We start from the raw sequence: 24162 nt of genomic DNA on the forward strand, positions 1-24162 counted from the left end.
TAACCAAACAAATAAGAGTTAAAACCAATAATTAACTTAACAATGTTAACTCGATCACTCCGTTAACCGAGTTTTCCTGCAATCTCATTTAATTCTGTCGGGTTCATCCCAAAACTGCCGTACCCAGCCGACAAGTGCAGCAACGCCGCCCCTGTTCATCGAAAACGACGATTTCCCAGCTCTGATTTTGCCGCCCAAGATGCAGCGGCTGGCAGACGCCGCGCACCTTTCCCTCAGACACCGGACGATGATGCGTGGCGTTCAGTTCCGTGCCTACCACACACTGTCCGTCGCGAGTCATCATAAATCCGGCCATCGATCCCAGCGTTTCCGCCAGCGCCGCCGACGCACCGCCATGCAGCAGGCCAAACGGCTGATGAGTACGGGTATCAACCGGCATTTCGGCTTCCAGCACATCATCGCCCAGGCGGGTATAAAAAATTCCCAGATGCGCCACCATTGTGTTGTCGCTGGTGGCGTTGAGTTCGTCGAGCGTTAAATGGCGTTTCCAGATCATGCTTATGCTCCCAGCGTTGAGCCGCCATCCACCACGATATCCTGTAGCGTGATATGGCTGGCGAGGTCAGAGGCGAGGAACAAAATCGTGTTGGCGATCTCCTGCGGACGGGCAATTTTCCCCAGCGGAATGCCGAGTTTAAACTGCTCGCCAAAGCCGCGAATACGCTGCTCTTCGGCGTCATCGCTCACCCACAGCGTGCGTTGCATATCGGTATCGGTGGAACCCGGTGAAACCACATTACAGCGCACGCCGCTACCCGCCAGTTCAAGCCCGACGCTCAACGCCAGGCTTTTCAGCGCCGCTTTCGACGCGCCATAAGCACTCATACCAATACGCGGCGTGTGTGCAGCGTCGGACGCTACCGTAACAATCGCCCCGCCCCGCTGACGGCGAAACTGGTTCATGGTTTGCTGAAACAGGTTAAACGCGCCGCCGACGTTGACCGCAAAGGTCTGCTGCCAGTCTTCTTTGCTGAGCTGATCGGTCGCGCCCATGCGTAAAATTCCCGCCGCATTGACCAGCACGTCCAGTCGCTCCGTTTCAGCTAACAATCGCTGACATACCTGCGCCACCTGCCCGGCGTCGGCTACATCCATCACTTCGGTCGCAAAGGGATATTGCTCCTGAGTGAACGCTTGATCAAAACCTGTAACTTTCGCACCCGCGTCAACAAACGCCAGCGCCGTGGCGTAACCGATACCTTTACCCGCTCCGGTAACCCAGACATTTTTGCCGCTGAAATCCATTATTTCACCTCGCGGGAGAGCAGTTTCCACCAGGCATCAATGGTTGGGTTTTTCGCCAGCATGACAAAGTCGATATCACCATGCACTTTGCGCCAGCGCGCCGCCAGCGCCATCATGCGCACCGAATCCAGACCGTAGTCGATCAGGTTGTCGTCATCGAACGGTTCATCGGACTCGTCCAGCAACGGCAGGATCACCTCACGCAACGCCGCTTTGCTGGCGGGGACAGGTGCTGGCAGTAATTCTTCAGTCATCACCACCCGACCAGACCGTCCGGCCACATATTTCAGCGACATCAAATGCTCGTCACGGCTGAAATCGGCCAGCGCATCCGCCACCATAAACGGTTTAATATCGCGCATAAATGCGTCGGTTGCGGTAGTCATACAGCCAATGTGGGCATATACCCCGGTAATAATCAGCTGGTTACGTCCACTCTCTTTGAGAATTTGCTCCAGCGGGGAACGATGAAACGCGCTGTAGCGCCACTTCACCAGCACCGTGTCGTCGGCATCCGGCGTCAGGCGATCCACCACCTTTTGCTGTTCCGGCGAACGGGTCAGGCCAGGCCCCCACATATCATTCAGCAGCGCCCGATCTTCATCTCTCTGCTCTTTCGGCTGCGCGGTGTAATAAACCGGAATATTGTGCTGTTTGCAGTAGTCACGCAGCGCCGCAATATTCGCGATCACCTGTTCCATCATCGGGCAGTTCTCGCCCCAGAAGCTGACGAAATAATCCTGCATATCATGGATTAACAGCGCGGCGCGTTGCGGTTCAAATGCCCAGTCGACTTTATTTTGCGGAATATCGTGAGACTCCGGCAGTGCGTAAGCCTGTAATTTTGGAATAGCCATCGTGTTCTCTCCTTCAGGCTGAAGCGCGTGACGCCAGCCACTGACGTAATTGTTTTTTATCGACTTTCCCGACCGCCGTCAGCGGAAGTGAATCCACACACTCCACGCGATCCGGTAATTTAAATTCGGCAATACCCTGCTCACGCAGGAAACGACGCACCTGCACTGCACGCAGCGGCTCTTTCACCACCAGATAAGCGCAGCTTTTTTCGCCCATCAGCTCATCTTCCATGCTCACCAGTGCGGCGTAGATCACCGCCGGATGGCGCAGCAGCAGGTTTTCGATCTCTTCGGCAGCGATCTTCTCGCCGCCACGGTTGATCTGATCTTTCTCGCGCCCCTGCACGGTGATGTAACCGTCTGGATCAATGGAGATCAGATCGCCGGAACAGTAAAAACCGTTGGCATCAAAGGCGCTGGCATTGTGCTGCGGGCTTTTGTAATAGCCACGGAAGGTGTACGGCCCGCGCGTCATCAGGCGTCCAACTTCCCCTTGCGGCAGTGGATTTCCTTCAGCATCAGCAACCCACACTTCATCGTCCGGACACATTGGGTAGCCCTGGGTATGGATAATTTTCTCCGCGCTATCATCAAGACGGGTGTAGTTCACCAGCCCTTCCGCCATGCCGAACACCTGCTGCAACTGGCAGCCAATCTCTGCGGGAATACGCGCCGCAAGCGTGGCAGAAAGACGCGCGCCACCGACCTGTAACAGTTTTAGCGAGGCAAGCTGCGCCCTGCTTTCACCTTCAGCCAGCGCCTGCAACCACAGGCTTACCGCCGGCGGCACCAGCGCGGTGACGTTGACCAGATGTTTTGCAATCAATGGGAAGCAGAGCGTGGCGCTGGGATCGGCTGCCAGAACGACAGTGCCGCCAGCGAGAAATACGCCCAGCGATCCCGGCGAGCTCATGGCGTAGTTGTGCGCCGCCGGAATCGCGCACAGGTAGCGCGTCTGCTGCGTGAACTGACAAATTTCGACGCTACGGCGCACGCTGTAGTAATAGTCGTTATGGGTACGCGGGATCAGTTTCGGTGTGCCGGTAGTGCCGCCAGAAAGCTGGAAATAGGCCACTTCATCAGCAGGTGACGGCGTGGCAGTAAAATCCTCAGCCGGATGGTTAATCGCATCCTGCAAGTTATGCTCACCGCTGTCGTTGAGCAGTTGCACCACGCGAATGGAGGAATGTTCTGTGACGAAAGTATTGAGGAAATCATCCCCGCTAAACAGCGCATGTTGGCGATCGGCAATCAGTAACACCGGTTCAATCTGGCTGGCATAGGCGTTCAGTTCACTACGCTGATGGCTGAACAGCGCCAGCACCGGCGCAACGCCCAGTTTCAGCAGTGCGAAAAAGGTAATGTACAGTTCAGCGACGTTACCCAGTTGTACCAGCGCGGTTTCACCCGGTTTAATGCCCTGACGGCGTAAACTACACGCGAGGTTATCCGCCGCCTGATTCAGCTCCCGGTAACTCAACTGTCGCTCGCCGTCGATAACCGCGATGCTGTCACTCGCAGCGTGGCGAGTCAGAATGTCGGTCAGCGGCAAATCCTGCCAGTAGCCTTTTTCCCGATAGCGACGGGCAAACTCTTCCGGCCAGCGGGTGAATGGAATGCTCATCCTCGCTCCTTAATGCAATCCAAAAACGTTCAACATGGTAGAAAGTTTGACGCCGGTTTCGCGCCATTCGCTAAGTGGTGATGACGCAGGCACAATCCCCGCTCCGGCAAACAGGCGCACCTGATTTTTCCGCAATTTTGCGCAGCGGATGGTCACCACCCACTCGCCGTTACCTTCGCTGTCGCACCAGCCGACAATGCCGCCAAACAGTTCGCGGTCGAACGGCTCCAGTTCAGCAATAACCTGGGTCGCGGCCTTATGCGGGAAACCGCTCAGCGCGGGGGTCGGATGCAGCAGACAGGCCAGAGTCAGTGCGTTTTCTTGCGAATTCGCTTTACCTTCAAAGGGAGTTGCGAGATGCCACAGCGTCGGCGTGGTGATCAGTTGTGGAGAGGAAGGAACGTGTAACTCACTGCTGCGTTCGCGTAGCACCTCTTTCATCGCCTGGGTCACCAGTTCATGTTCATGGCGATCTTTTTCCGACGCCAGCAGTCGATTTCCCGCTTCCCTGTCCAGCACTTCATCCGGCTGACGACGCGCGGAACCGGCTAACGGAATGGAGCTGAAACGCTCGCCGTCTTTACACAGCAGCAGTTCCGGGCTGGCACCGAGTAGAACTCCACCATCGGACAGCGGGACATGGAAGTTGTAACTAACCGGGTTTTGCGCAATCAACCGCTCCAGCAGTACACCGCTGTCAATGGCGGCGTCGGTGGTGATATCAATCAACCGTGATAACACCACTTTGTCGACCTGCGGCGTGGCAGTAAGTGCGGCGGCGCGGGCGACCATCTGTTCAAACGTGGCTTGTTCTGGAATTGCCTGACGTTCCACCACGTTCAGCGCCTGGCTGCGGGTGAAACGGCGCGCGGAAGCTTGTTTTTCTTTGCGGGAGAATGGCTGCCAGGATTCGGGAATATACAGCGACGAAGGCTGACGTGGATCGAAGGGAATCGCCCCGACCATCACCGGATTTTTGATACCCTGCGCTTTGGCATCGGCAAACAGCGCGGCGAGTTTTTGCTGGAAGGGACTGTCGGGCGAATCCCCGTTCACAGCCGGTTCATCGAAACGGGCGAAACATCCTGACGTCGTAAAGCTGCGGTACGGCGACATAAAGAAAAAACGATTGGGCGCAAGTGTTGCCATGGTCTGCTGTACTTCCTCAGCCAGTGACGTATCCATATCATCCTCCACAAAATGATAAAGGCTTTAATAATGATTATCATTTATATTTTCGGTCGCTAACCTAAAAGCAAACGCGCACTATGTCAACTCTTGAGGCAACGCAATCTACAACTCGGGGTTGCATCTGCTTGTCGTTACAATGAAAATGAGAAGCATTAACTTCATTAATAACAGGAAGCTGATTCGTGAGACTCGCCCCGCTCTACCGCAACGCCCTTCTATTAACAGGACTTTTGCTTTCAGGAATAGCCGCCGTTCAGGCTGCCGACTGGCCGCGTCAGATTACTGACAGTCGTGGCACTCATACCCTGGAAAGCCAACCGCAGCGTATTGTTTCCACCAGCGTCACCCTGACCGGCTCACTGCTGGCGATCGATGCTCCAGTGATCGCCAGCGGCGCAACTACGCCGAATAACCGCGTAGCGGATGACCAGGGCTTTTTACGCCAGTGGAGCAAGGTGGCGAAAAAACGCAAACTGCAGCGGCTCTATATCGGCGAACCGAGTGCCGAAGCCGTTGCCGCGCAAATGCCAGATCTGATTTTAATTAGCGCCACCGGCGGCGATTCGGCGCTGGCGCTGTACGATCAGCTTTCCACCATCGCCCCGACATTAATCATCAATTACGACGACAAAAGCTGGCAGTCGCTGTTAACGCAGCTTGGCGAAATTACCGGACATGAGAAACAAGCGGCAGAGCGGATTGCACAGTTTGATAAGCAACTGACGGCGGCGAAAGAGCAAATCAAATTACCGCCGCAGCCAGTCACTGCCATTGTTTATACTGCTGCCGCGCACAGTGCTAATCTCTGGACGCCGGAATCAGCACAAGGGCAGATGCTGGAACAACTCGGCTTTACGCTGGCGAAGTTGCCCGCAGGGTTAAACGCCAGCCAAAGCCAGGGCAAACGCCATGACATCATTCAGCTTGGTGGGGAAAATCTGGCGGCAGGGTTAAATGGCGAGTCACTATTCCTGTTCGCCGGTGATCAGAAAGACGCCGATGCTATTTATGCCAATCCGCTGCTCGCGCACCTGCCTGCAGTACAAAACAAGCAGGTTTATGCGCTGGGAACCGAGACGTTCCGTCTGGATTACTACAGCGCCATGCAAGTGCTGGGTAGGCTTAATTCACTGTTTAAAAAAGATTGATAAAACATACAATTAGAGCACTAACAGTCCCCTCGCCCCTTTGGGGTGAGGGTTAGGGTGAGGGGAAAATGCACCTTTAGCTAACTGTCGGACGCTGTCACCTGCGGCGGCGTCTGGCGAAAACGTCGCAACTCCACCAGCACCAGCAATAACAACACGCCGATAATCAACAAACCAAAACCGCTCGCGCTTGCGGAAGCAACCGGTGTCATCATCGCTCCCAGACCACCCAGCAGCGCCGCGCCTATGGCATCGCCCGTCACGTTCTGCGCCGTCCACAGACCGTTAATCCGCCCTAACATCGCTTCCGGGGTTTGCGTTTGCAGCATTGTATATTGCAGCAACGAACTAACCGCACTCAGCCAGCCGAACAGCGCCAGACAAACCACGCCTAAAATCCACATCGGCATCAGGCCAAACAGACCAATGGCGAGGAACGATCCCAGCGTGGAAAGCAACATCAATAACCCTGGTCGCGGGCTATGCGCCAGCTTTCCGCTGGTTAACGCGCCAATAGCCGCACCGAGCGGGATCGCCGCATAGAGAAAACCAATCTGTGCTGCCGACATCCGCCAGTTGTCAGCCAGCGCCGGATACAGTACCCGCACCGCACTCGCCATCGTCAATAAACCACCCAGCAGCGCAATTCCCCCCACCAGCGGGCTGGCGAGCAGAAAACGAAACGCTGCCAGAAGCGATTTCAGCGGATGCTCACGCGGCTGCGGCGGCGGTGGCAGCGCCGGAAGGCTTAACAACGGCAGCAGGGTAATAAACGTTCCCGCCGCCGCCAGCCCGTAGTTCCAGGCTACGCCGCCAGTCGCCAGCAGTAAACCGCCAATCATAGGCGAAATCACCGATCCCAGGCGCACGGTCAACATGGTGATCGCCCCGGCCTGCATTAAGTTTTCACGCCCTACCAGTGCAGGTGTCGCCGCCAGTAGCGCCGTAACGCCAAGCGATGCGAAAAAACCATCCCATAAACCAAGTAAATAGATTGCCAATAGAGATGGCTCTGGCAACAGCGCATTCAAACACAGGCCAATAAAACCAATGCCACAAGTGCCGCGCGCCAGCAGAATCACTTTTTTGCGCTCATAGCGATCTGCCAGCACGCCGCCAACCATCAGGCCAACAAACATCGCGCTGCCGGTGAGCGTCACCGAAAGCCCCACCTGCCAGGTAGAATGCGTCATCATCTGGATCTGCACCGGCACCGCGACGCCGAGCAAACCCAGAGAAACAATAGAGATAAAACGAGCGAGGAATACTGCGCGAAACGCTGGGTGCGTTTTCAACAGGCTGAGGTTAAGCAGCCAGGATTGTTTATTCATTACAATGCCTTGCCATCAAATATTTTAAATACCTATTCTTAGGCTGCACATGCTAACATATCCAAATAAGATCGATAACGATAATTAATTTCATTATCATGGAAGTTCGTATGTCTGGTTCTGTTGCCGTGACACGCGCCATTGCCGTGCCCGGATTGCTGTTATTACTGATTATCGCGACGGCATTAAGCCTGCTCATTGGGGCAAAATCACTCCCCGCCTCCGTCGTGCTCGAGGCTCTCTTCGGCACCTGCCAGAGCGCCGACTGCACCATCGTGCTAGACGCCCGACTGCCGCGCACCCTTGCCGGATTGCTGGCAGGCGGTGCGCTTGGTCTTGCCGGGGCGTTAATGCAAACTCTCACCCGAAATCCGCTTGCCGACCCTGGTTTGCTTGGCGTAAACGCCGGAGCCAGCTTTGCCATTGTGCTGGGCGCGGCGCTGTTTGGTTACTCTTCCGCGCAGGAACAACTGGCGATGGCCTTCGCTGGCGCGCTGGTGGCCTCGTTGATTGTTGCCTTTACCGGTAGCCAGGGCGGCGGGCAGTTAAGTCCGGTGCGTTTAACCCTGGCGGGCGTGGCGCTGGCAGCGGTGCTGGAAGGGCTGACCAGCGGCATCGCCCTGCTTAATCCTGACGTCTACGATCAACTGCGTTTCTGGCAAGCCGGTTCGCTGGATATTCGCAATCTACACACCTTAAAAGTGGTGCTGATCCCGGTGCTGATCGCCGGAGCAACCGCGCTATTACTGAGCCGCGCACTGAACAGTTTAAGCCTCGGCAGCGACACCGCGACGGCGCTGGGCAGTCGCGTGGCGCGCACACAGTTAATTGGTCTGCTGGCGATTACCGTGCTTTGTGGTAGTGCGACAGCGGTAGTTGGCCCGATTGCCTTTATCGGCCTGATGATGCCGCACATGGCGCGCTGGCTGGTAGGTGCCGATCATCGCTGGTCGCTGCCCGTCACGCTACTCGCTACCCCTGCCCTGCTGCTGTTTGCCGATATCATCGGGCGTGTGATTGTTCCCGGCGAGCTGCGCGTTTCCGTGGTCAGTGCATTTATTGGTGCGCCGGTGCTAATCTTCCTCGTGCGACGTAAAACACGAGGTGGCGCATGATTTACGTCTCTCGCCGATTAATCATCACCTGTTTGCTGCTAATTACCGCCAGTGTGGTTGCAGGTATCTGGGGATTACGCAGTGGTGCAGTCACGCTGGAAACCTCGCAGGTATTCGCCGCGCTGATGGGCGATGCGCCGCGCAGTATGACGATGGTGGTCACCGAATGGCGTTTACCACGCGTGCTGATGGCGCTGTTAATTGGCGCGGCGCTGGGCGTCAGCGGCGCGATTTTTCAGTCGTTGATGCGTAACCCGCTCGGCAGCCCTGACGTAATGGGCTTTAACACCGGAGCGTGGAGCGGCGTACTGGTGGCGATGGTGCTGTTTGGTCAGGATCTGACAGCTATCGCGCTGGCAGCAATGGCAGGCGGCATTGTCACTTCTCTACTGGTCTGGCTGCTTGCCTGGCGTAACGGTATCGACACCTTTCGGTTGATTATTATCGGCATCGGCGTTCGCGCCATGCTGGTGGCCTTTAATACCTGGCTGTTGCTGAAAGCGTCCTTAGAAACGGCACTAACCGCAGGATTATGGAATGCCGGATCGCTCAACGGCCTGACGTGGACAAAAACCTGGCCTTCCGCGCCAATCATTATATTGATGTTAATTGCCGCCGCCTTGCTGGTACGCCGGATGCGCTTGCTGGAAATGGGCGATGATACCGCCTGCGCGCTGGGTGTCAGCGTCGAACGCTCGCGTCTGTTAATGATGCTGGTCGCCGTAGTACTTACCGCTGCGGCAACTGCCCTGGCGGGGCCGATTTCCTTTATTGCGCTGGTTGCACCGCACATTGCCCGGCGCATCAGCGGCACTGCCCGCTGGGGACTAACCCAGGCTGCGCTGTGTGGTGCGCTGCTACTGCTGGCCGCCGATCTCTGCGCCCAACAACTGTTTATGCCGTATCAACTTCCGGTTGGCGTCGTTACCGTCAGCCTCGGCGGTATTTACCTTATCGTCTTGTTAATTCAGGAGTCTCGCAAAAAATGACCGAATCAGTAGCCCGTTTGCGCGGCGAACAGTTAACCCTCGGATATGGCAAATATACCGTTGCGGAAAATCTGACTGTAGAAATTCCTGACGGTCACTTCACGGCAATTATCGGGCCAAACGGCTGTGGAAAATCCACGTTGCTGCGTACGTTAAGCCGCCTGATGACGCCTGCCCACGGGCATGTCTGGCTGGATGGCGAACAGATTCAACATTACGCCAGTAAAGAGGTCGCACGCCGGATTGGTCTGCTGGCGCAAAACGCTACCACGCCGGGAGATATCACCGTGCAGGAGCTGGTGGCGCGTGGACGTTACCCGCATCAACCGCTGTTTACACGCTGGCGCAAAGAAGATGAAGAGGCGGTAACGAAAGCGATGCAGGCCACGGGCATTACACATCTGGCGAATCAAAGCGTTGACACCCTTTCCGGAGGGCAACGGCAGCGAGCGTGGATCGCCATGGTGCTGGCACAGGAAACGGCGATTATGCTGCTCGACGAGCCGACCACCTGGCTGGATATCAGTCATCAGATTGATTTGCTGGAGTTGTTGAGCGAACTGAACCGCGAGAAAGGCTATACGCTGGCAGCGGTGCTGCACGATCTTAATCAGGCCTGTCGCTACGCCAGCCATTTGATTGCGCTGCGGGAAGGAAAAATTGTCGCTCAGGGGGCGCCGAAAGAGATTGTCACTGCTGAATTGATCGAGCGTATTTACGGTCTGCGCTGCATGATTATTGACGATCCGGTAGCCGGAACGCCATTAGTGGTGCCGCTCGGACGAACGGCACCATCAACCGCCGTGATTTAAACTAACCGATCTTCCATCATGGCATCCTGTTTTCTGGATGCCATTGCATGATGTAAGAGCACACTGCCACAAGCAACCATACCGCCGATCAAGGCGGAAAGGATCACAATAATCGCTTTTCCCGGACCGTCTTTTTTCACCGGCAAGGATGGACGCAACTGATATTTAAACGGCGTAAAATTCACATCGTTGACATTTGCTTTTGTTAATTGCTCGACAAGATACTGACGATTACGTAATTCACCATTTAGTTCCGCAACGTCAGTAACCGCTTTTTCAATTTCAAGTTTGCGTTCAATACCGTCAGCACCGAGAGAAATAGAAAAATCAGGGTCATCTTTAACAGCCTGACCATTACTGTAAACAGGCTTTTTAATTCCTGCCGCATTGGCAATATCCAGTGAATAATTGAGCCGCTGAATATTTGCATCAAGCTGGTTTTTCGTTTTAATGCGATCCTGAGCCAGTTTTTCTTTTTCAAACTGGGTTCTGATTTCCAGTTTATTACGTATGTTTTCTAGCGACTCTTTCACCACCAACGTCGAGATATAATCGATATAACCAGCCAATACTGTCTGCGCTTCTTCACTGGTGGGTGCGGTGAAACTTAATGTCCAGGAAGTATACAACGCAGGCTCATCTTTTTTCTTACTGGCGTTGTCATCAACCGCTTTCATTTTTTCGCTCAATGTGACAATAGCGCGATGCAGCTCCTGTTCATCAATCTTCGCCTCTTTTAATTGATCCATGACATAAGGGGACGAACGCAGATAGTCTTCCAATAAACTCACAGACTGAAATTTCTTGATAAACAGGTTAAACACACCGTTGCGATCGATATTGGCATCCAGATCCAGCACGCGGAGTTTGGTGAAGACCTTCTCCAGATCTTGCCACTGGACAGCCTCTGCGGGCGTGATAACTGCCGAGCTGGTCCATTTTTGCGGCAAAATGAAAGACACCAGTAGCCCGATACAGGCAAAGGCTAAAGCCACCGCTATTACCCGCGTTTTTGCGTACCACAAAACTTCGATAAGTTTAAGTAAATCAATTTCATTATTACTGGGCGACGCCAGATGATAATCGGGAAAATGAGAATCGCTTCCCTGCTTAATATTCAGTGATGACATGCGATATGACCTGAAATGAGTCCAATAAGATTAAATCTCCACGGCGCTCACTTTATCAGTTAGCAAGAATTATCCGAAGCTGAACTTTGTAAATTCCCCTCACCGAACACAACATTAAGCGTGTTTTCAGAGAAGCAACTGAGGATTCATCATAATAATAAATAATAAAATCCACAATCATTTACAGTAATTATGGATTTTATTTAAGATAAAGTTATTTATTTAGCGTCGCCAAAATAATTGGCCCGATTTTTTCAAATGCCATTGGCGAGATAATATCCACATGAGCACAATCTAAACGATAAATATCCAGCTCAGCTACCCATGGCGACCAGGCGCGTTCGGGACTCATACCTTCCTGAAGTGTACGTTCAGCAACAAACAGCGTCGCTTTACCATCAAATGGTACGCTATGAGCCGTGCTTAACAGACGCACTGCATCAGCGTAATTACCTTCAATGGTGGTAAACAGCTCCGTCGACGCAGTTCCCTGCTGTGCCGCCAGGAAGGTTTCGCGCTCGCGGTTAATCTCCGCCAGCACTTCCGGGTCCAGACCGTTAGCTTCTTTTTCCTGCCAGTTTTGCGTTTCTGGCGGCCAGGTATCCAGCAAGCCAAGAAATGCCACCTGTTCGCCACGGGCACGCAACCGCGCCGCAATCCCCTGCGCCAGCGTACCGCCCAGCGAATAACCCAGCAGGTAATAAGGGCCGTGAGGTTGTTGTTCAAGTAACTTTGCCAGATGCGCTTCGCAGACTTCATCCAGGTTTGCAGCCTTCTGCATGGGGCCATGAGGGCGCGGCGACTGAATGCCAATAATCGACCATTGTGGATCGAGATAACGCGAGAGCACGCTAAACTGCCAGGCAAAACCGGACGCCGGATGGAAACAAAACAGCGTCGGGCCATTACCTTCACGCAACGGCAGAATGGTTTCGAATCCCATGCGCCGGGTGCTGTCTTCTTCACCATCAATAATCGTTGCCAGTTTGGCGACGGTTGACGCAACCATCACCTGCCCCGGCGTCACCTGGCGGGCAAACTGCCGACTTAACTGCGCCGCCAGTTTCATCGCCAGCAGCGAATGACCGCCAAGAGCGAAGAAATCAGCGTCGGCATCCTGCACATCACAGCCCAGCAATGACGAGAACGCCCTGGCGATAATCATTTCGCTGCCCGCTTTCGGCGCTCGTCCCGGCGTTTGTGCTTTCAATTCCGGCAACGGTAAAGCTTTACGATCCAGCTTGCCATTGGCGCTAAGCGGCAACTGCGGAAGTTGCAGCAGAACGACGGGCACCATATGCGGTGGCAACGTTTCGCGCAACTGCGCCTGTAATGCGCTGGTATCCAGCGGCAGGCCTGATTGCGACACCAGATACCCGACCAACTGGCGCGCGTCGCCGCCGGTTGCTGCCGCCTGGTTAATCACACAGGCGTGGGTAACCGCCTGCTCGACATCCGGCAGCGCCTGCATCACGCGGTCGATTTCGCCCAGTTCAATACGCTGACCACGAATTTTTAGCTGATCGTCACTACGCCCGAGGTATTCCACCGCGCCATTTTCCAGCCAACGAGCAACGTCTCCGGTACGGTACATCCGCTCACCAGGAGCGAAAGGATCGGCAATAAAGCGGCTGGCGGTCAGATCGGGGCGTCCAAGATACCCTTGCGCCAGTTGAATGCCGGTGAGATAGAGATCGCCCGCCACACCCGGCGGCACCGGATGCATCATCGCATCAAGAATGCGTAGCCCCGTGTTCCAGACCGGATAACCAATTGGCACGCTGCTGCCGCGTACCTGTGCTAGTTCCTCGCCAAAAGCCGGATACCAGCTAACGTCCACTGCTGCTTCCGTCGGGCCATATAGATTATGCAGCGGCACGCTGGTTAACTGTTGCCATTCGCGGCATAAATCAGCCGGTAAGGCCTCACCACTACAGAAAACCTGTTTCAACGTCGCGCAACTTTGGCTGGCAGTTTGCGGAGTCAGTGAAGCAACAAATGCCGCCAGCATCGACGGCACAAAGTGCGTGGTCGTCACGCCGTAATCAGCAAAGAATTGTTGCATAGCGAGCGGATCGCGGTGCGCTTCTGGCTCTGCCATCACCAGTTTCGCCCCCGCAATAAACGGCCAGAAAAACTCCCACACCGAGACATCAAAACTACACGGCGTTTTTTGGGCAACGACATCTTCGCCTGTAAGCGGATAATGATTTTGCATCCACAACAGGCGGTTGACGATAGCCGTCTGCCCGACCATTACCCCTTTCGGCCTGCCGGTGGAACCCGAGGTAAAGATGATATAAGCCGTGTGGTGCGGTTGTGAAAGTTGCAGCGGCGCACTGCCCTGTGGAGTAAGCGGGGCGTTATAGCAAAGGCTGGCTAAATTGGGAACATCGCTAAAGCGCGGCAGTTGATCGTCTGTGGTAATTAACAGCGACGGACGCGCATCTTCCAGCATCATTTTCAGACGATCGTCCGGATAACCCGTATCCAGCGGTAGCCAGGCCGCACCTGCTTCAACTATCGCATGTAGTGCCAGGGTCAAAAAGACCGAGCGCGGTAGCGCCACCGCCACGCTGTCGCCCGGTTTAACGCCGCGCTCACGCAGCAGATTCGCCAGCGCCACCACCTGTTCACGCATCTCCCGATAGCTGAACTGATAATGAGCGTCAGCCAGTGCCGGAGCATCCGGCGTTTTGGCTGCCTGTTCTGCCACCAGCGCGCTCAGCGTGGTTTCAGGGATTTCTACCTGTGTGGCGTTGATCTGCGCCAACTGTGCATACTCACCTGGCAACATAATATCGACATCGCCGCACAACAGCGCCGGATTCGCGGCGAACTGCGCAATCAGCATTTTCAGACGTTCGGCGTGCTGGATTAACGTTGGCTCATCGTAACGCTGTTTATTGGCGAGGATCTCAATGCTCAAACCACCTTGTTCATCCGGGAACAGCGCCAGTTCAAGGTCATTAACCGGCCCCGTTGCCAGGGTGTGGGTTTGCGCCTGAACACCCGGAATATCCAGTTGGTATTCAAATACTTTGATATTGAGTACCGGACCGAAGAGCGGTTCATCTCCCGCCGCACGCCCACTGTCACGGACAATTTGTTCGGCGTCGTAGCGTTGATGGCGGCGCATTTTTTTTAGTTGTGCCGCCAGTCGGGTTGCCAGTTGTGACAGCGTTTCTTGCGCTTCAATGTGAATACCCAACGGTAAAACGTTGAGCACGGGGCCGGTAGCCGTCAGCGCCGCCGAGCCCATTCGACGCATAAAGATGAATCCGGCGGCGTAGTCCATGCGGTTGCACAATCGCCCCAGCCATAAGGCCGCCAGCGCAAGAGCTAAATCGGTACGTTGTACGTTTGGCAGTTGGGCTGCCAACTGGCGGAATTCTCCGTCGGTAAATTCCAGTTTCAGGCGCAGAATATCTGCCGAGGCGCCGCGCCCCACTAAAGGTGCAGACGAAAGTGACGCAGGTGGCGGCAGTTGGCGACGCTGTTCCGCCCAGAATGCCGCATCACGCTGCCAGGCCTCGCTTTCGCGGTACTGCTGGTACTCATCCACCACTTCAGCGAAAGGCGTAAACGGCGAAGCAGGCGTTGGTTCGCCACGCAGCCATGCACAGTAAATATTGGCGATCTGGCGGGTAATGGCCGGGAAACTGAAGCCATCGACCAGCAAATGGTGGTAACGCTGATACCAGTACCAGCGGTTATCCGCCACCTGAATTAACTGATGAAAGACCAGCGGTTTACCGCTATCGACGCGCAGGTTTTGTTGCAAATCGGCCTGCATTAAGGCCTGCGCAGTACCGTGCGGATCAATATTGGTTCGCAGGTCGATAATTTCTGGCCGTTCAAACGTCAGCGCATCATCGACCCATTGCCAGACTTCACCGTTATCTTCTGTAAAACGCATCCGCAACGTATCCGCTTGTGCTAAGCCGGCAACCACCGCGCGGGCCAGCAGCGGTGCATCAATATCTCCGGTTAACTCAACGTAATGCGCTACGCTCCAGGCAGAGGGTAAATCTGACAGTTTTTCTGCCATCCAGATGCCGGGTTGCGCCGCAACCAAAGGTAAATGCTGGCTCATTGCGCCTCCTGCTGCCGGGTAAAATTCGTCGGTGTCAGGGTACGCCAGTGGGCTTCCAGCCACTGCTGGCAGGACGCCTGTGACAACGGCTGACACACAACGTCCCAGCCTGCCGGTAAGGCGCATTGTTGCGGCCACAGACTGAATTGCCCCTGCGCATTGCGCAAAATGTAAAACGCTCCCTGCGGATCATCGAAGGGATTACTGAATGCCATATTCAACTCCTGTCATGGAAAAGTGGTTGCCAGAGGTCAATTAACCCCTGCATCAAGCCACCGCGCCAACAAAGTGCATCATGTCCGCCGTCAACCTGACGCCAGAAAATGGATTCTTTTATGGGGTGTAATTGCGCATACAGCGCCTGATTGGCCCGCATAATCATCGGCTCGCGAAAACCCGCTTCCAGCACAATGCGCAGACCTTCGGCGCTAACTTCACCAGCTTTAAGCTTTTCAAGTAACACGCCCTCTTGCTGCCCGCCCCGATGCGGCCACCAGTACGATCCTGACTGGCTTAATACACAGCCAAAGCGTTCAGGCCAGTGCAGTCCGGCATACAGCGCGGAAAGTCCACCAAAACTTTGCCCGGCGACAACAGTGCGATCGGCGCGATCGCTAAAAGGAGCGATTGTTTTCACCAACGGCAGTAACTCTTGCTGTACTGCCAGCCAGAAATCCGCATTACACGGCAGTTCGCGGGCACGGTGCGCGGTGTCGATGGCTTCAATCAACACATACACGGCGGGAGGAAGTTGCTGACGATAGGTCAGCGAAGTCAGCGCAGGCCAGACGGGCATACTTTGCGCCCAAAATTCGCCATCGAGTAGAATAGCTAACGGACGCTCCTCAACTGGCGCATCGCCGGTGGTAAAAATCCATACACGGCGTGAATTTCCCAACCGTTCACTTTTCCAGGTTATTTCTTTAGCTGAGTTATCGGGGGCTTGCGGACAATCCCAGCCGGGTTGCAGCGGCGCTTGCGGCATTTCGAGGGCGGAAACAGCGTGCCCTCGCCCTCCTTTCCAGCTTTGCGGATTCAGCGGATCGGCTATCGCCTGGGGTAATAGTTTTCGCCAGCCCTCACGTAATTCGAGGCGATCGGGTGATGGTGCAGAAAAAATGTCATCGCGTTCGGTGGGAATAAAACAGTAACTGCCGCGCCAGTTAGCACTGAGTTGTGTCGTCCACTGCCAGACATCGGTGCCTGCAATGCGATGCATCGACTGGGGATGGCTGTTCTGATGGTGATCGGTAACGCCAGTGATATAAACCCATACGCGCTTTACCGTCGAGCGGTCTTCAGAACCTTGAGGGTCACGCCACCAGAAAGTGACCTGATATATTTCGTCATTCAGACGCTGCCATTCCGGGCCATGTTTCGACTGCCACCAGCTCTCACTTCCCACGTTTAACGCCGTCACACCATAACCCCATGTTTACTGTGCAATTTTTTATTGATTGCAGAAATATATTGATAATATTATTGATAACTATTTGCATTTGCAATAGCGTATTGGCGCGCCATGTCAAGCGCGCACATTAATTAACCAACTGCACTGCGTGTCTTTCAGGATCAAAGGTTTTCGCGGTAGCGGGATGCGTCATGCTGATGACGACCATGCCCGACAGTTGCAATTCGTGGCAAAAATGCAGGAATAAAACAATGAACAAGAAGATTCATTCCCTGGCCTTGTTGGTCAACCTGGGGATTTATGGGGTAGCGCAGGCACAAGAGCCAACCGATACCCCTGTTTCACATGACGATACCATTGTCGTTACCGCCGCCGAGCAGAACTTGCAGGCGCCTGGCGTTTCGACCATCACCGCAGATGAAATCCGCAAAAACCCGGTTGCCCGCGATGTATCGGAGATCATCCGTACCATGCCCGGCGTTAACCTGACCGGTAACTCCACCAGCGGTCAGCGTGGTAATAACCGCCAGATTGATATTCGCGGCATGGGTCCAGAAAACACGCTGATTTTGATTGACGGCAAGCCGGTCAGCAGCCGTAACTCGGTGCGTCAAGGCTGGCGCGGCGAGCGCGATACTCGTGGTGATACCTCCTGGGTGCCGCCGGAGATGATTGAACGTATTGAAGTTCTGCGTGGCCCGGCGGCTGCACGTTATGGCAACGGCGCGGCAGGTGGCGTAGTTAACATCATCACCAAAAAAGGCAGCGGCGAGTGGCACGGTTCCTGGGATGCTTATTTCAACGCCCCAGAACATAAAGAGGAAGGCGCCACCAAACGCACCAACTTCAGCCTGACCGGTCCGCTGGGCGATGAATTCAGTTTCCGCTTGTATGGCAACCTCGACAAAACCCAGGCCGACGCGTGGGATATTAACCAGGGTCATCAGTCCGCGCGTGCCGGAACCTATGCAACTACCCTACCGGCCGGGCGCGAAGGGGTGATCAACAAAGATATTAACGGCGTTGTTCGTTGGGACTTCGCGCCTCTGCAATCACTCGAACTGGAAGCGGGTTACAGCCGCCAGGGCAACCTGTATGCGGGCGATACTCAGAACACCAACTCCGACGCCTACACTCGCTCTAAATACGGCGATGAAACCAACCGCCTGTATCGCCAGAACTACTCACTGACCTGGAACGGTGGCTGGGATAACGGTGTGACCACCAGTAACTGGGTGCAGTACGAACACACCCGTAACTCGCGTATTCCGGAAGGTCTGGCGGGCGGCACCGAAGGGAAATTTAACGAAAAAGCGACACAAGACTTCGTCGATATCGATCTTGATGACGTGATGCTGCACAGCGAAGTTAACCTGCCGATTGATTTCCTCGTTAACCAGACGCTGACGCTGGGTACGGAGTGGAATCAGCAGCGGATGAAGGACTTGAGTTCCAACACCCAGGCGCTGACCGGGACGAATACCGGCGGTGCTATTGATGGTGTGAGTGCCACCGACCGTAGCCCATATTCAAAAGCGGAAATTTTCTCGCTGTTTGCCGAAAACAACATGGAGCTGACTGACAGCACCATCGTGACACAGGGGCTGCGTTTCGATCATCACAGCATTGTAGGTAATAACTGGAGCCCGGCGCTGAATATATCGCAAGGTTTAGGCGATGACTTCACGCTGAAAATGGGCATCGCCCGTGCTTATAAAGCGCCGAGCCTGTACCAGACTAACCCAAACTACATTCTCTACAGTAAAGGTCAGGGTTGCTATGCCAGCGCGGGCGGCTGCTATCTGCAGGGGAACGATGACCTGAAAGCAGAAACCAGCATCAACAAAGAGATTGGTCTGGAGTTCAAACGCGACGGCTGGCTGGCGTCACCTGGTTCCGTAACGATTATCGCAATAAGATTGAAGCGGGCTATGTGGCTGTAGGGCAAAACGCAGTCGGCACCGATCTCTATCAGTGGGATAACGTACCGAAAGCGGTGGTGGAAGGTCTGGAAGGATCGTTAAACGTACCGGTTAGCGAAACGGTGATGTGGACCAATAACATCACTTATATGCTGAAGAGTGAAAATAAAACCACGGGCGACCGTTTGTCGATCATCCCGGAATATACGTTGAACTCAACGCTGAGCTGGCAGGCACGGGAAGATTTGTCGATGCAGACAACCTTCACCTGGTACGGCAAGCAGCAGCCGAAGAAGTACAACTATAAAGGTCAGCCAGCGGTTGGACCGGAAACCAAAGAAATCAGTCCGTACAGCATTGTGGGTCTGAGTGCGACCTGGGATGTAACGAAAAATGTCAGTCTGACCGGCGGCGTGGACAACCTGTTCGACAAGCGTTTGTGGCGTGCGGGTAATGCCCAGACCACAGGTGATTTGGCAGGAGCCAACTATATCGCGGGTGCCGGGGCGTATACCTATAACGAACCGGGACGTACGTGGTATATGAGCATTAATACTCACTTCTGATGCTAACGTCAGATTGTTGACAAAGTGCGCGTCGTTCATGCCGGATGCGGCGTGAACGCCTTATCCGGCCTACAAAATCTTGCCAATTCAATATATTGCAGGATCACGTAGGCCTGATAAGCGTAGCGCATCAGACAGTTTTGCGTTTGTCATCAGTCTCTAATATGGTCGACATGAAAACTACGCATACCTCCCTCCCCTTTGCCGGACATACGCTGCATTTTGTTGAGTTTGAGCCGGCAAGTTTTTGTGAGCAGGATTTGCTCTGGCTGCCGTACTACACGCAACTGCAACATGCCGGACGTAAACGCAAAGCCGAACATTTAGCCGGACGGATTGCTGCTGTTCATGCGTTGCGGGAGTATGGCTATAAATGTGTGCCCGCAATTGGCGAGCTACGCCAACCTGTGTGGCCTGCGGGGTTATACGGCAGTATTAGCCACTGCGGGGCTATGGCATTGGCTGTGGTATCTCGTCAACCAACGGGTATTGATATCGAAGAGATTCTCTCTGCACAAGCAGCGGAAGAGCTGAAAGACAGCATTATGACACCAGCAGAATACGAGCTGCTTGTGGTCAGTGATTTACCCTTTTCTGTGGCGCTTACACTGGCGTTTTCAGCGAAAGAGAGTGCATTTAAGGCAAGCAAGTTACAGACAGTTCAAGGTTTTCTGGATTATCAAATAATTAACTGGAATAAACAGCAGATCATCATTCGTCGAGAGGATGAGACATTTGCTGTGTACTGGCGGATAAAAGAAAAGAGAGTAATAACGCTGTGCCAACACGATTAATTGACAGGCGTCTGATACGATTCGCCCGCAGCCATTGCTGACTGCGGGCGAAAGTGTAAAGCAGGTGCCTTACCACCCTGACCTGACAACCGGATATGCGGGGATTACTCCCCGCACAACGGCTACTTCTTCGGTTCGTAAGCGAGAACAGCCTTAAACTCAATATTACGTTCCTTCACCGTAAACTCACACAGCGAGTCTCCGACCAGAAGCGTAAATCCCAGCACCGTTAAACACAGCACTATGACCGCCACAAGGGCATATTTCGTCAGCATGTTTATATTGCCTCCATGCGAAGAAGGGACTACCATCCAAATTGTCTGGTTTGGAGTGGCAGCCCCAGAGTGTGATAGAAATATCGTCCTGGGGCTTCATCTTTCCAGATCTCAGAGTTAACCTGAAACCGGAAAGCTTCAGGCACCCGCCGTTATCTTACCCTTCCTTAATAAAATAGCTGTTTATTTATACAGCAAATCCTGTTCCGGACTTCGGCCGGCAAAACTCATCATTGCCTTAAAACGAGATCGCCCGCAGCCATTGCTGACTGCGGGCGAAAGTGTAAAGCAGGTGCCTTACCATCCAGACCTGACAACCGGATATGCGGGGATTACTCCCCGCACAACGGCTACTTCTTCGGTTCGTAAGCGAGAACAGCCTTGAACTCAATATTACGTTCCTTCACCGTAAACTCACACAGCGAGTCTCCGACCAGAAGCGTAAATCCCAGCACCGTTAAACACAGTACTATGACTGCCGCAAGGGCATATTTCGTCAGCATGTTTATATTGCCTCCATGCGAAGAAGGGACTACCATCCAAATTGTTTGGGTTTGGAGTGGCAGCCCCAGGGTTGATAGAAATATCTCCTGGGGCTTCATCTTTCCAGACCTCAGAGTTAACCTGAAACTGGAAAGCTTCAGGCACCCGCCGTTATCTTACCCTGCCTTAATAAAATAGCTGTTTATTTATACAGTTAATCCTGTTTCGGACTTCTCATACTACTCATTTGATCAACCGAAGATGAGCCAGTTTTTTTCTGCACGCCCCAATCGTCAAAATTCTTCGCTGCCAGCCAGCTATGACGCAACTGGTCACATTGCAAAAGTAGCTAAATTGCTTCAGTCACAATCAGTTCACCACCACCAAAAAAAGAAACATTCCAGAACTTCCGCATCTCGCCCTGCCGCTGCCACTTCTATACTGGAATGAAAATGCCAACATAAGAGAAACCTATGCCATTACCTGAGTTTCATATTTCTGAACCTTTTACCCTCGGTATTGAACTGGAAATGCAGGTGGTTAATCCTCCGGGATATGACCTTAGCCAGGACTCTTCAACGCTGATTGACGCCGTTAAAAATCAGATCACTGCTGGGGAAGTGAAGCACGATATCACCGAAAGTATGCTGGAGCTGGCGACAGATGTTTGCCGTGATATCAACCAGGCTGCCGGGCAATATTCAGCGATGCAGAAAGTCGTATTGCAGGCAGCCGCAGACCATCATCTGGAAATTTGCGGCGGTGGTACACACCCATTTCAGAAATGGCAGCGTCAGGAGGTATGCGACAACGAACGCTATCAACGAACACTGGAAAACTTTGGTTATCTCATTCAACAGGCGACCGTTTTTGGTCAGCATGTCCATGTTGGCTGTGCCAGTGGCGATGACGCTATTTATTTGCTGCACGGCTTATCGAGGTTTGTGCCGCACTTTATCGCCCTTTCTGCCGCGTCGCCGTATATGCAAGGAACGGATACGCGTTTTGCCTCCTCAAGACCGAATATTTTTTCTGCCTTTCCCGATAATGGCCCGATGCCGTGGGTCAGTAACTGGCAACAATTTGAAGCCCTGTTTCGCTGCCTGAGTTACACCACGATGATCGACAGCATTAAAGATCTGCACTGGGATATTCGCCCCAGCCCCCATTTTGGCACGGTGGAAGTTCGGGTGATGGATACCCCGTTAACCCTTAGCCATGCGGTAAATATGGCGGGATTGATTCAGGCCACCGCCCACTGGTTGCTGACGGAACGCCCTTTCAAACATCAGGAGAAAGATTATCTGCTGTATAAATTCAACCGTTTCCAGGCCTGCCGTTATGGTCTGGAAGGCGTCGTTACCGATCCGCACACCGGCGATCGTCGACCACTAACGGAAGACACCTTGCGATTGCTGGAAAAAATCGCCCCTTCTGCACATAAAATTGGTGCATCGAGTGCAATTGAAGCACTGCACCGCCAGGTTATCAGCGGTCTGAATGAAGCGCAGCTGATGAGAGATTTCGTCGCCGATGGCGGCTCGCTGATTGGACTGGTGAAAAAGCATTGTGAGATTTGGGCTGGAGACTAAGCGGAGAATTGCGTTACGCAGAAATATCCCCGACAATGGTGTTTTAACTTACATTTAACAATGTTATGAAACACCCCTTAGAAACCTTGACTACCGCAGCAGGCATTTTGCTGATGGCTTTCCTCTCTTGCCTGCTGCTGCCCGCCCCTGCGCTGGGGCTGACGCTGGCACAGAAACTGATGACCACGTTCCATCTGATGGATCTGAGTCAGCTTTACACATTGTTATTTTGTCTGTGGTTTTTAGTGCTGGGCGCTATTGAATATTTTATTCTTAGATTTATCTGGCGACGCTGGTTCTCGCTGGCGGATTAAACGTCGATTATCACCGTACTTCGCGGCATACTTTGCTTATTCTCCTTCGCCTTAAGGAACGTTTATGGATAAGCAATCACTGCACGAAACGGCGAAACGCCTTGCCCTTGAGTTACCCTTCGTCGAGCTTTGCTGGCCGTTTGGCCCAGAGTTCGATGTCTTTAAAATTGGCGGCAAGATTTTTATGCTGTCGTCGGAGCTGCGCGGCGTCCCCTTCATAAATCTGAAGTCCGATCCACAAAATTCCCTGTTAAATCAGCAAATATATCCAAGCATTAAGCCTGGGTATCACATGAATAAAAAGCACTGGATTTCTGTGTATCCAGGCGAGGAAATCTCTGAATCGTTGCTCAGCGATCTGATCAACGACTCATGGAATTTAGTGGTTGATGGCTTAGCTAAACGCGATCAAAAAAGGCTGCGCCCTGGCTAAAACGGAAATCTATAGAGCATTTTTCTCGCTTACCATTTCTCGTTGAACCTTGTAATCTGCTGGCACGCAAAATTACTTACACATGGAGTCTTTATGGATATCATTTCTGTCGCCTTAAAGCGTCATTCCACTAAGGCATTTGATGCCAGCAAAAAACTTACCCCGGAACAAGCCGAGCAGATCAAAACCCTGTTGCAGTACAGCCCATCCAGCACCAACTCCCAGCCATGGCATTTTATTGTGGCCAGCACGGAAGAAGGTAAAGCGCGTGTCGCTAAATCCGCCGCCGACAATTACGTGTTCAACGAACGTAAAATACTTGATGCCTCGCACGTCGTGGTGTTCTGCGCGAAAACCGCAATGGACGATGCCTGGCTGAAGCTGGTTGTTGACCAGGAAGATGCCGATGGTCGCTTTGCCACGCCGGAAGCCAAAGCGGCGAACGATAAAGGCCGTAAGTTCTTCGCCGATATGCACCGTAAAGATCTGCATGATGATGCAGAGTGGATGGCAAAACAGGTTTATCTCAACGTCGGTAACTTCCTGCTGGGCGTTGCGGCACTGGGTCTGGACGCAGTGCCAATCGAAGGTTTTGACGCGGCGATCCTCGATGAAGAATTTGGTTTGAAAGAGAGGTAATGACTCCAACTTATTGATAGTGTTTTATGTTCAGATAATGCCCGATGACTTTGTCATGCAGCTCCACCGATTTTGAGAACGACAGCGACTTCCGTCCCAGCCGTGCCAGGTGCTGCCTCAGATTCAGGTTATGCCGCTCAATTCGCTGCGTATATCGCTTGCTGATTACGTGCA

At 53.5% G+C, this 24162-nt stretch carries 21 protein-coding genes and 3 pseudogenes; 11 read left to right on the forward strand and 13 right to left on the reverse strand.

Annotated features, from left to right (window positions below):
* Positions 1–103: 103 nt before the first annotated feature.
* Genes entH through entC form a run of 5 tightly spaced genes read right to left on the reverse strand, consistent with a single transcriptional unit; the run spans position 104 to position 4932 of the window.
* On the reverse strand, positions 104–517 hold the full coding sequence (gene entH, locus A7589_RS02035; protein ID WP_000637934.1) for a proofreading thioesterase EntH: 414 nt from the start codon (positions 515–517) through the stop codon (positions 104–106).
* Positions 518–519: 2 nt separating this feature from the next.
* On the reverse strand, positions 520–1266 hold the full coding sequence (gene entA, locus A7589_RS02040; RefSeq protein WP_000347626.1) for a 2,3-dihydro-2,3-dihydroxybenzoate dehydrogenase EntA: 747 nt from the start codon (positions 1264–1266) through the stop codon (positions 520–522).
* On the reverse strand, positions 1266–2123 hold the full coding sequence (entB, locus tag A7589_RS02045) for an enterobactin biosynthesis bifunctional isochorismatase/aryl carrier protein EntB (RefSeq protein ID WP_001007134.1): 858 nt from the start codon (positions 2121–2123) through the stop codon (positions 1266–1268). The genes entA and entB overlap by 1 nt, the downstream gene beginning before the upstream one ends.
* 13 nt (positions 2124–2136) lie before the next feature.
* Positions 2137–3747 carry a (2,3-dihydroxybenzoyl)adenylate synthase EntE gene (gene entE, locus A7589_RS02050; RefSeq protein ID WP_000026817.1) on the reverse strand — a complete coding sequence of 537 codons (1611 nt, stop codon included), beginning with the start codon at positions 3745–3747 and terminating at the stop codon, positions 2137–2139.
* Between the two features lie 9 nt (positions 3748–3756).
* Positions 3757–4932 (reverse strand): isochorismate synthase EntC, encoded by a 1176-nt coding sequence (entC, locus tag A7589_RS02055; RefSeq protein WP_010355437.1) that lies wholly within the window; start codon positions 4930–4932, stop codon positions 3757–3759.
* Between the two features lie 188 nt (positions 4933–5120).
* Between entC and fepB the strand changes: the two genes are divergently transcribed.
* Entirely contained in the window at positions 5121–6086 is a 966-nt protein-coding gene (gene fepB / locus A7589_RS02060; RefSeq protein WP_001234326.1) for a Fe2+-enterobactin ABC transporter substrate-binding protein, read from the forward strand.
* A gap of 80 nt (positions 6087–6166) precedes the next feature.
* Here the strand turns inward: fepB and entS are convergent, their stop codons facing one another.
* Positions 6167–7417 carry an enterobactin transporter EntS gene (entS, locus tag A7589_RS02065; RefSeq protein ID WP_001041809.1) on the reverse strand — a complete coding sequence of 417 codons (1251 nt, stop codon included), beginning with the start codon at positions 7415–7417 and terminating at the stop codon, positions 6167–6169.
* A gap of 110 nt (positions 7418–7527) precedes the next feature.
* Between entS and fepD the strand changes: the two genes are divergently transcribed.
* Genes fepD through fepC form a run of 3 tightly spaced genes read left to right on the forward strand, consistent with a single transcriptional unit; the run spans position 7528 to position 10333 of the window.
* Entirely contained in the window at positions 7528–8532 is a 1005-nt protein-coding gene (gene fepD, locus A7589_RS02070) for a Fe(3+)-siderophore ABC transporter permease (RefSeq protein ID WP_010355438.1), read from the forward strand.
* On the forward strand, positions 8529–9521 hold the full coding sequence (gene fepG, locus A7589_RS02075) for an iron-enterobactin ABC transporter permease (protein ID WP_000640930.1): 993 nt from the start codon (positions 8529–8531) through the stop codon (positions 9519–9521). Before fepD ends, fepG begins: the two co-directional genes overlap by 4 nt.
* Entirely contained in the window at positions 9518–10333 is an 816-nt protein-coding gene (gene fepC / locus A7589_RS02080) for an iron-enterobactin ABC transporter ATP-binding protein (RefSeq protein ID WP_000140655.1), read from the forward strand. Before fepG ends, fepC begins: the two co-directional genes overlap by 4 nt.
* Here fepC and wzz(fepE) read toward each other — a convergent pair.
* The 4 genes from wzz(fepE) to fes form a co-directional block, all read right to left on the reverse strand.
* Complete coding sequence (gene wzz(fepE), locus A7589_RS02085) at positions 10330–11463, reverse strand: LPS O-antigen length regulator Wzz(fepE) (protein WP_105282570.1); 1134 nt, start codon at positions 11461–11463, stop codon at positions 10330–10332. The genes fepC and wzz(fepE) overlap by 4 nt on opposite strands.
* A 214-nt stretch (positions 11464–11677) precedes the next feature.
* Complete coding sequence (entF, locus tag A7589_RS02090) at positions 11678–15559, reverse strand: enterobactin non-ribosomal peptide synthetase EntF (RefSeq protein WP_108188696.1); 3882 nt, start codon at positions 15557–15559, stop codon at positions 11678–11680.
* The gene (locus tag A7589_RS02095) at positions 15556–15774 is read right to left on the reverse strand and encodes an MbtH family protein (RefSeq protein WP_000885784.1); all 219 of its coding nucleotides are present in this window, start codon (positions 15772–15774) and stop codon (positions 15556–15558) included. The genes entF and A7589_RS02095 overlap by 4 nt, the downstream gene beginning before the upstream one ends.
* 2 nt (positions 15775–15776) lie before the next feature.
* Complete coding sequence (gene fes / locus A7589_RS02100; protein ID WP_000126122.1) at positions 15777–16979, reverse strand: enterochelin esterase; 1203 nt, start codon at positions 16977–16979, stop codon at positions 15777–15779.
* Positions 16980–17221: 242 nt separating this feature from the next.
* On the opposite strand from fes, the pseudogene fepA reads away from it, so the two are divergent.
* Positions 17222–19458, forward strand: a pseudogene (fepA, locus tag A7589_RS02105) (siderophore enterobactin receptor FepA).
* A gap of 173 nt (positions 19459–19631) precedes the next feature.
* On the forward strand, positions 19632–20252 hold the full coding sequence (gene entD / locus A7589_RS02110; protein ID WP_077630373.1) for an enterobactin synthase subunit EntD: 621 nt from the start codon (positions 19632–19634) through the stop codon (positions 20250–20252).
* 122 nt (positions 20253–20374) lie between these two features.
* On the opposite strand, the gene hokE (A7589_RS02115) is transcribed toward entD, so the two are convergent.
* Together hokE (A7589_RS02115) and hokE (A7589_RS02120) are read right to left on the reverse strand one after the other, a co-directional pair.
* A complete protein-coding gene (hokE, locus tag A7589_RS02115) occupies positions 20375–20527 on the reverse strand; it encodes a type I toxin-antitoxin system toxin HokE (protein ID WP_000956465.1) in 153 nt (50 codons plus the stop codon).
* Positions 20528–20877: 350 nt separating this feature from the next.
* Positions 20878–21030, reverse strand: a complete 153-nt coding sequence (gene hokE / locus A7589_RS02120) for a type I toxin-antitoxin system toxin HokE (RefSeq protein ID WP_000956455.1) — start codon at positions 21028–21030, stop codon at positions 20878–20880.
* On the opposite strand from hokE (A7589_RS02120), the pseudogene A7589_RS23560 reads away from it, so the two are divergent.
* The 5 genes and pseudogenes from A7589_RS23560 to nfsB form a co-directional block, all read left to right on the forward strand.
* Positions 20999–21228 (forward strand): annotated as a pseudogene (locus tag A7589_RS23560) (hypothetical protein). The gene hokE (A7589_RS02120) and the pseudogene A7589_RS23560 overlap by 32 nt on opposite strands.
* Positions 21229–21483: 255 nt before the next feature.
* Positions 21484–22602, forward strand: coding sequence for a YbdK family carboxylate-amine ligase (locus A7589_RS02135; protein ID WP_001130710.1), 1119 nt, complete (start codon positions 21484–21486; stop codon positions 22600–22602).
* Between the two features lie 65 nt (positions 22603–22667).
* Entirely contained in the window at positions 22668–22916 is a 249-nt protein-coding gene (locus A7589_RS02140; RefSeq protein ID WP_000682511.1) for a DUF1158 domain-containing protein, read from the forward strand.
* 64 nt (positions 22917–22980) lie between these two features.
* Positions 22981–23349, forward strand: coding sequence for an MmcQ/YjbR family DNA-binding protein (locus A7589_RS02145; RefSeq protein WP_000360961.1), 369 nt, complete (start codon positions 22981–22983; stop codon positions 23347–23349).
* A gap of 93 nt (positions 23350–23442) precedes the next feature.
* Positions 23443–23985 (forward strand): annotated as a pseudogene (nfsB, locus tag A7589_RS02150) (oxygen-insensitive NAD(P)H nitroreductase); the annotation flags it as partial.
* Between the two features lie 13 nt (positions 23986–23998).
* On the opposite strand, the gene A7589_RS02155 reads toward nfsB, so the two are convergent.
* Positions 23999–24162 (reverse strand): IS1 family transposase (locus A7589_RS02155; protein ID WP_000507499.1); only part of this gene is annotated, 164 nt, incomplete at its 5' end.

Origin of the sequence: Escherichia sp. MOD1-EC6475 (assembly GCF_003046645.1) — a bacterium.
Lineage (GTDB): Bacteria > Pseudomonadota > Gammaproteobacteria > Enterobacterales > Enterobacteriaceae > Escherichia > Escherichia ruysiae.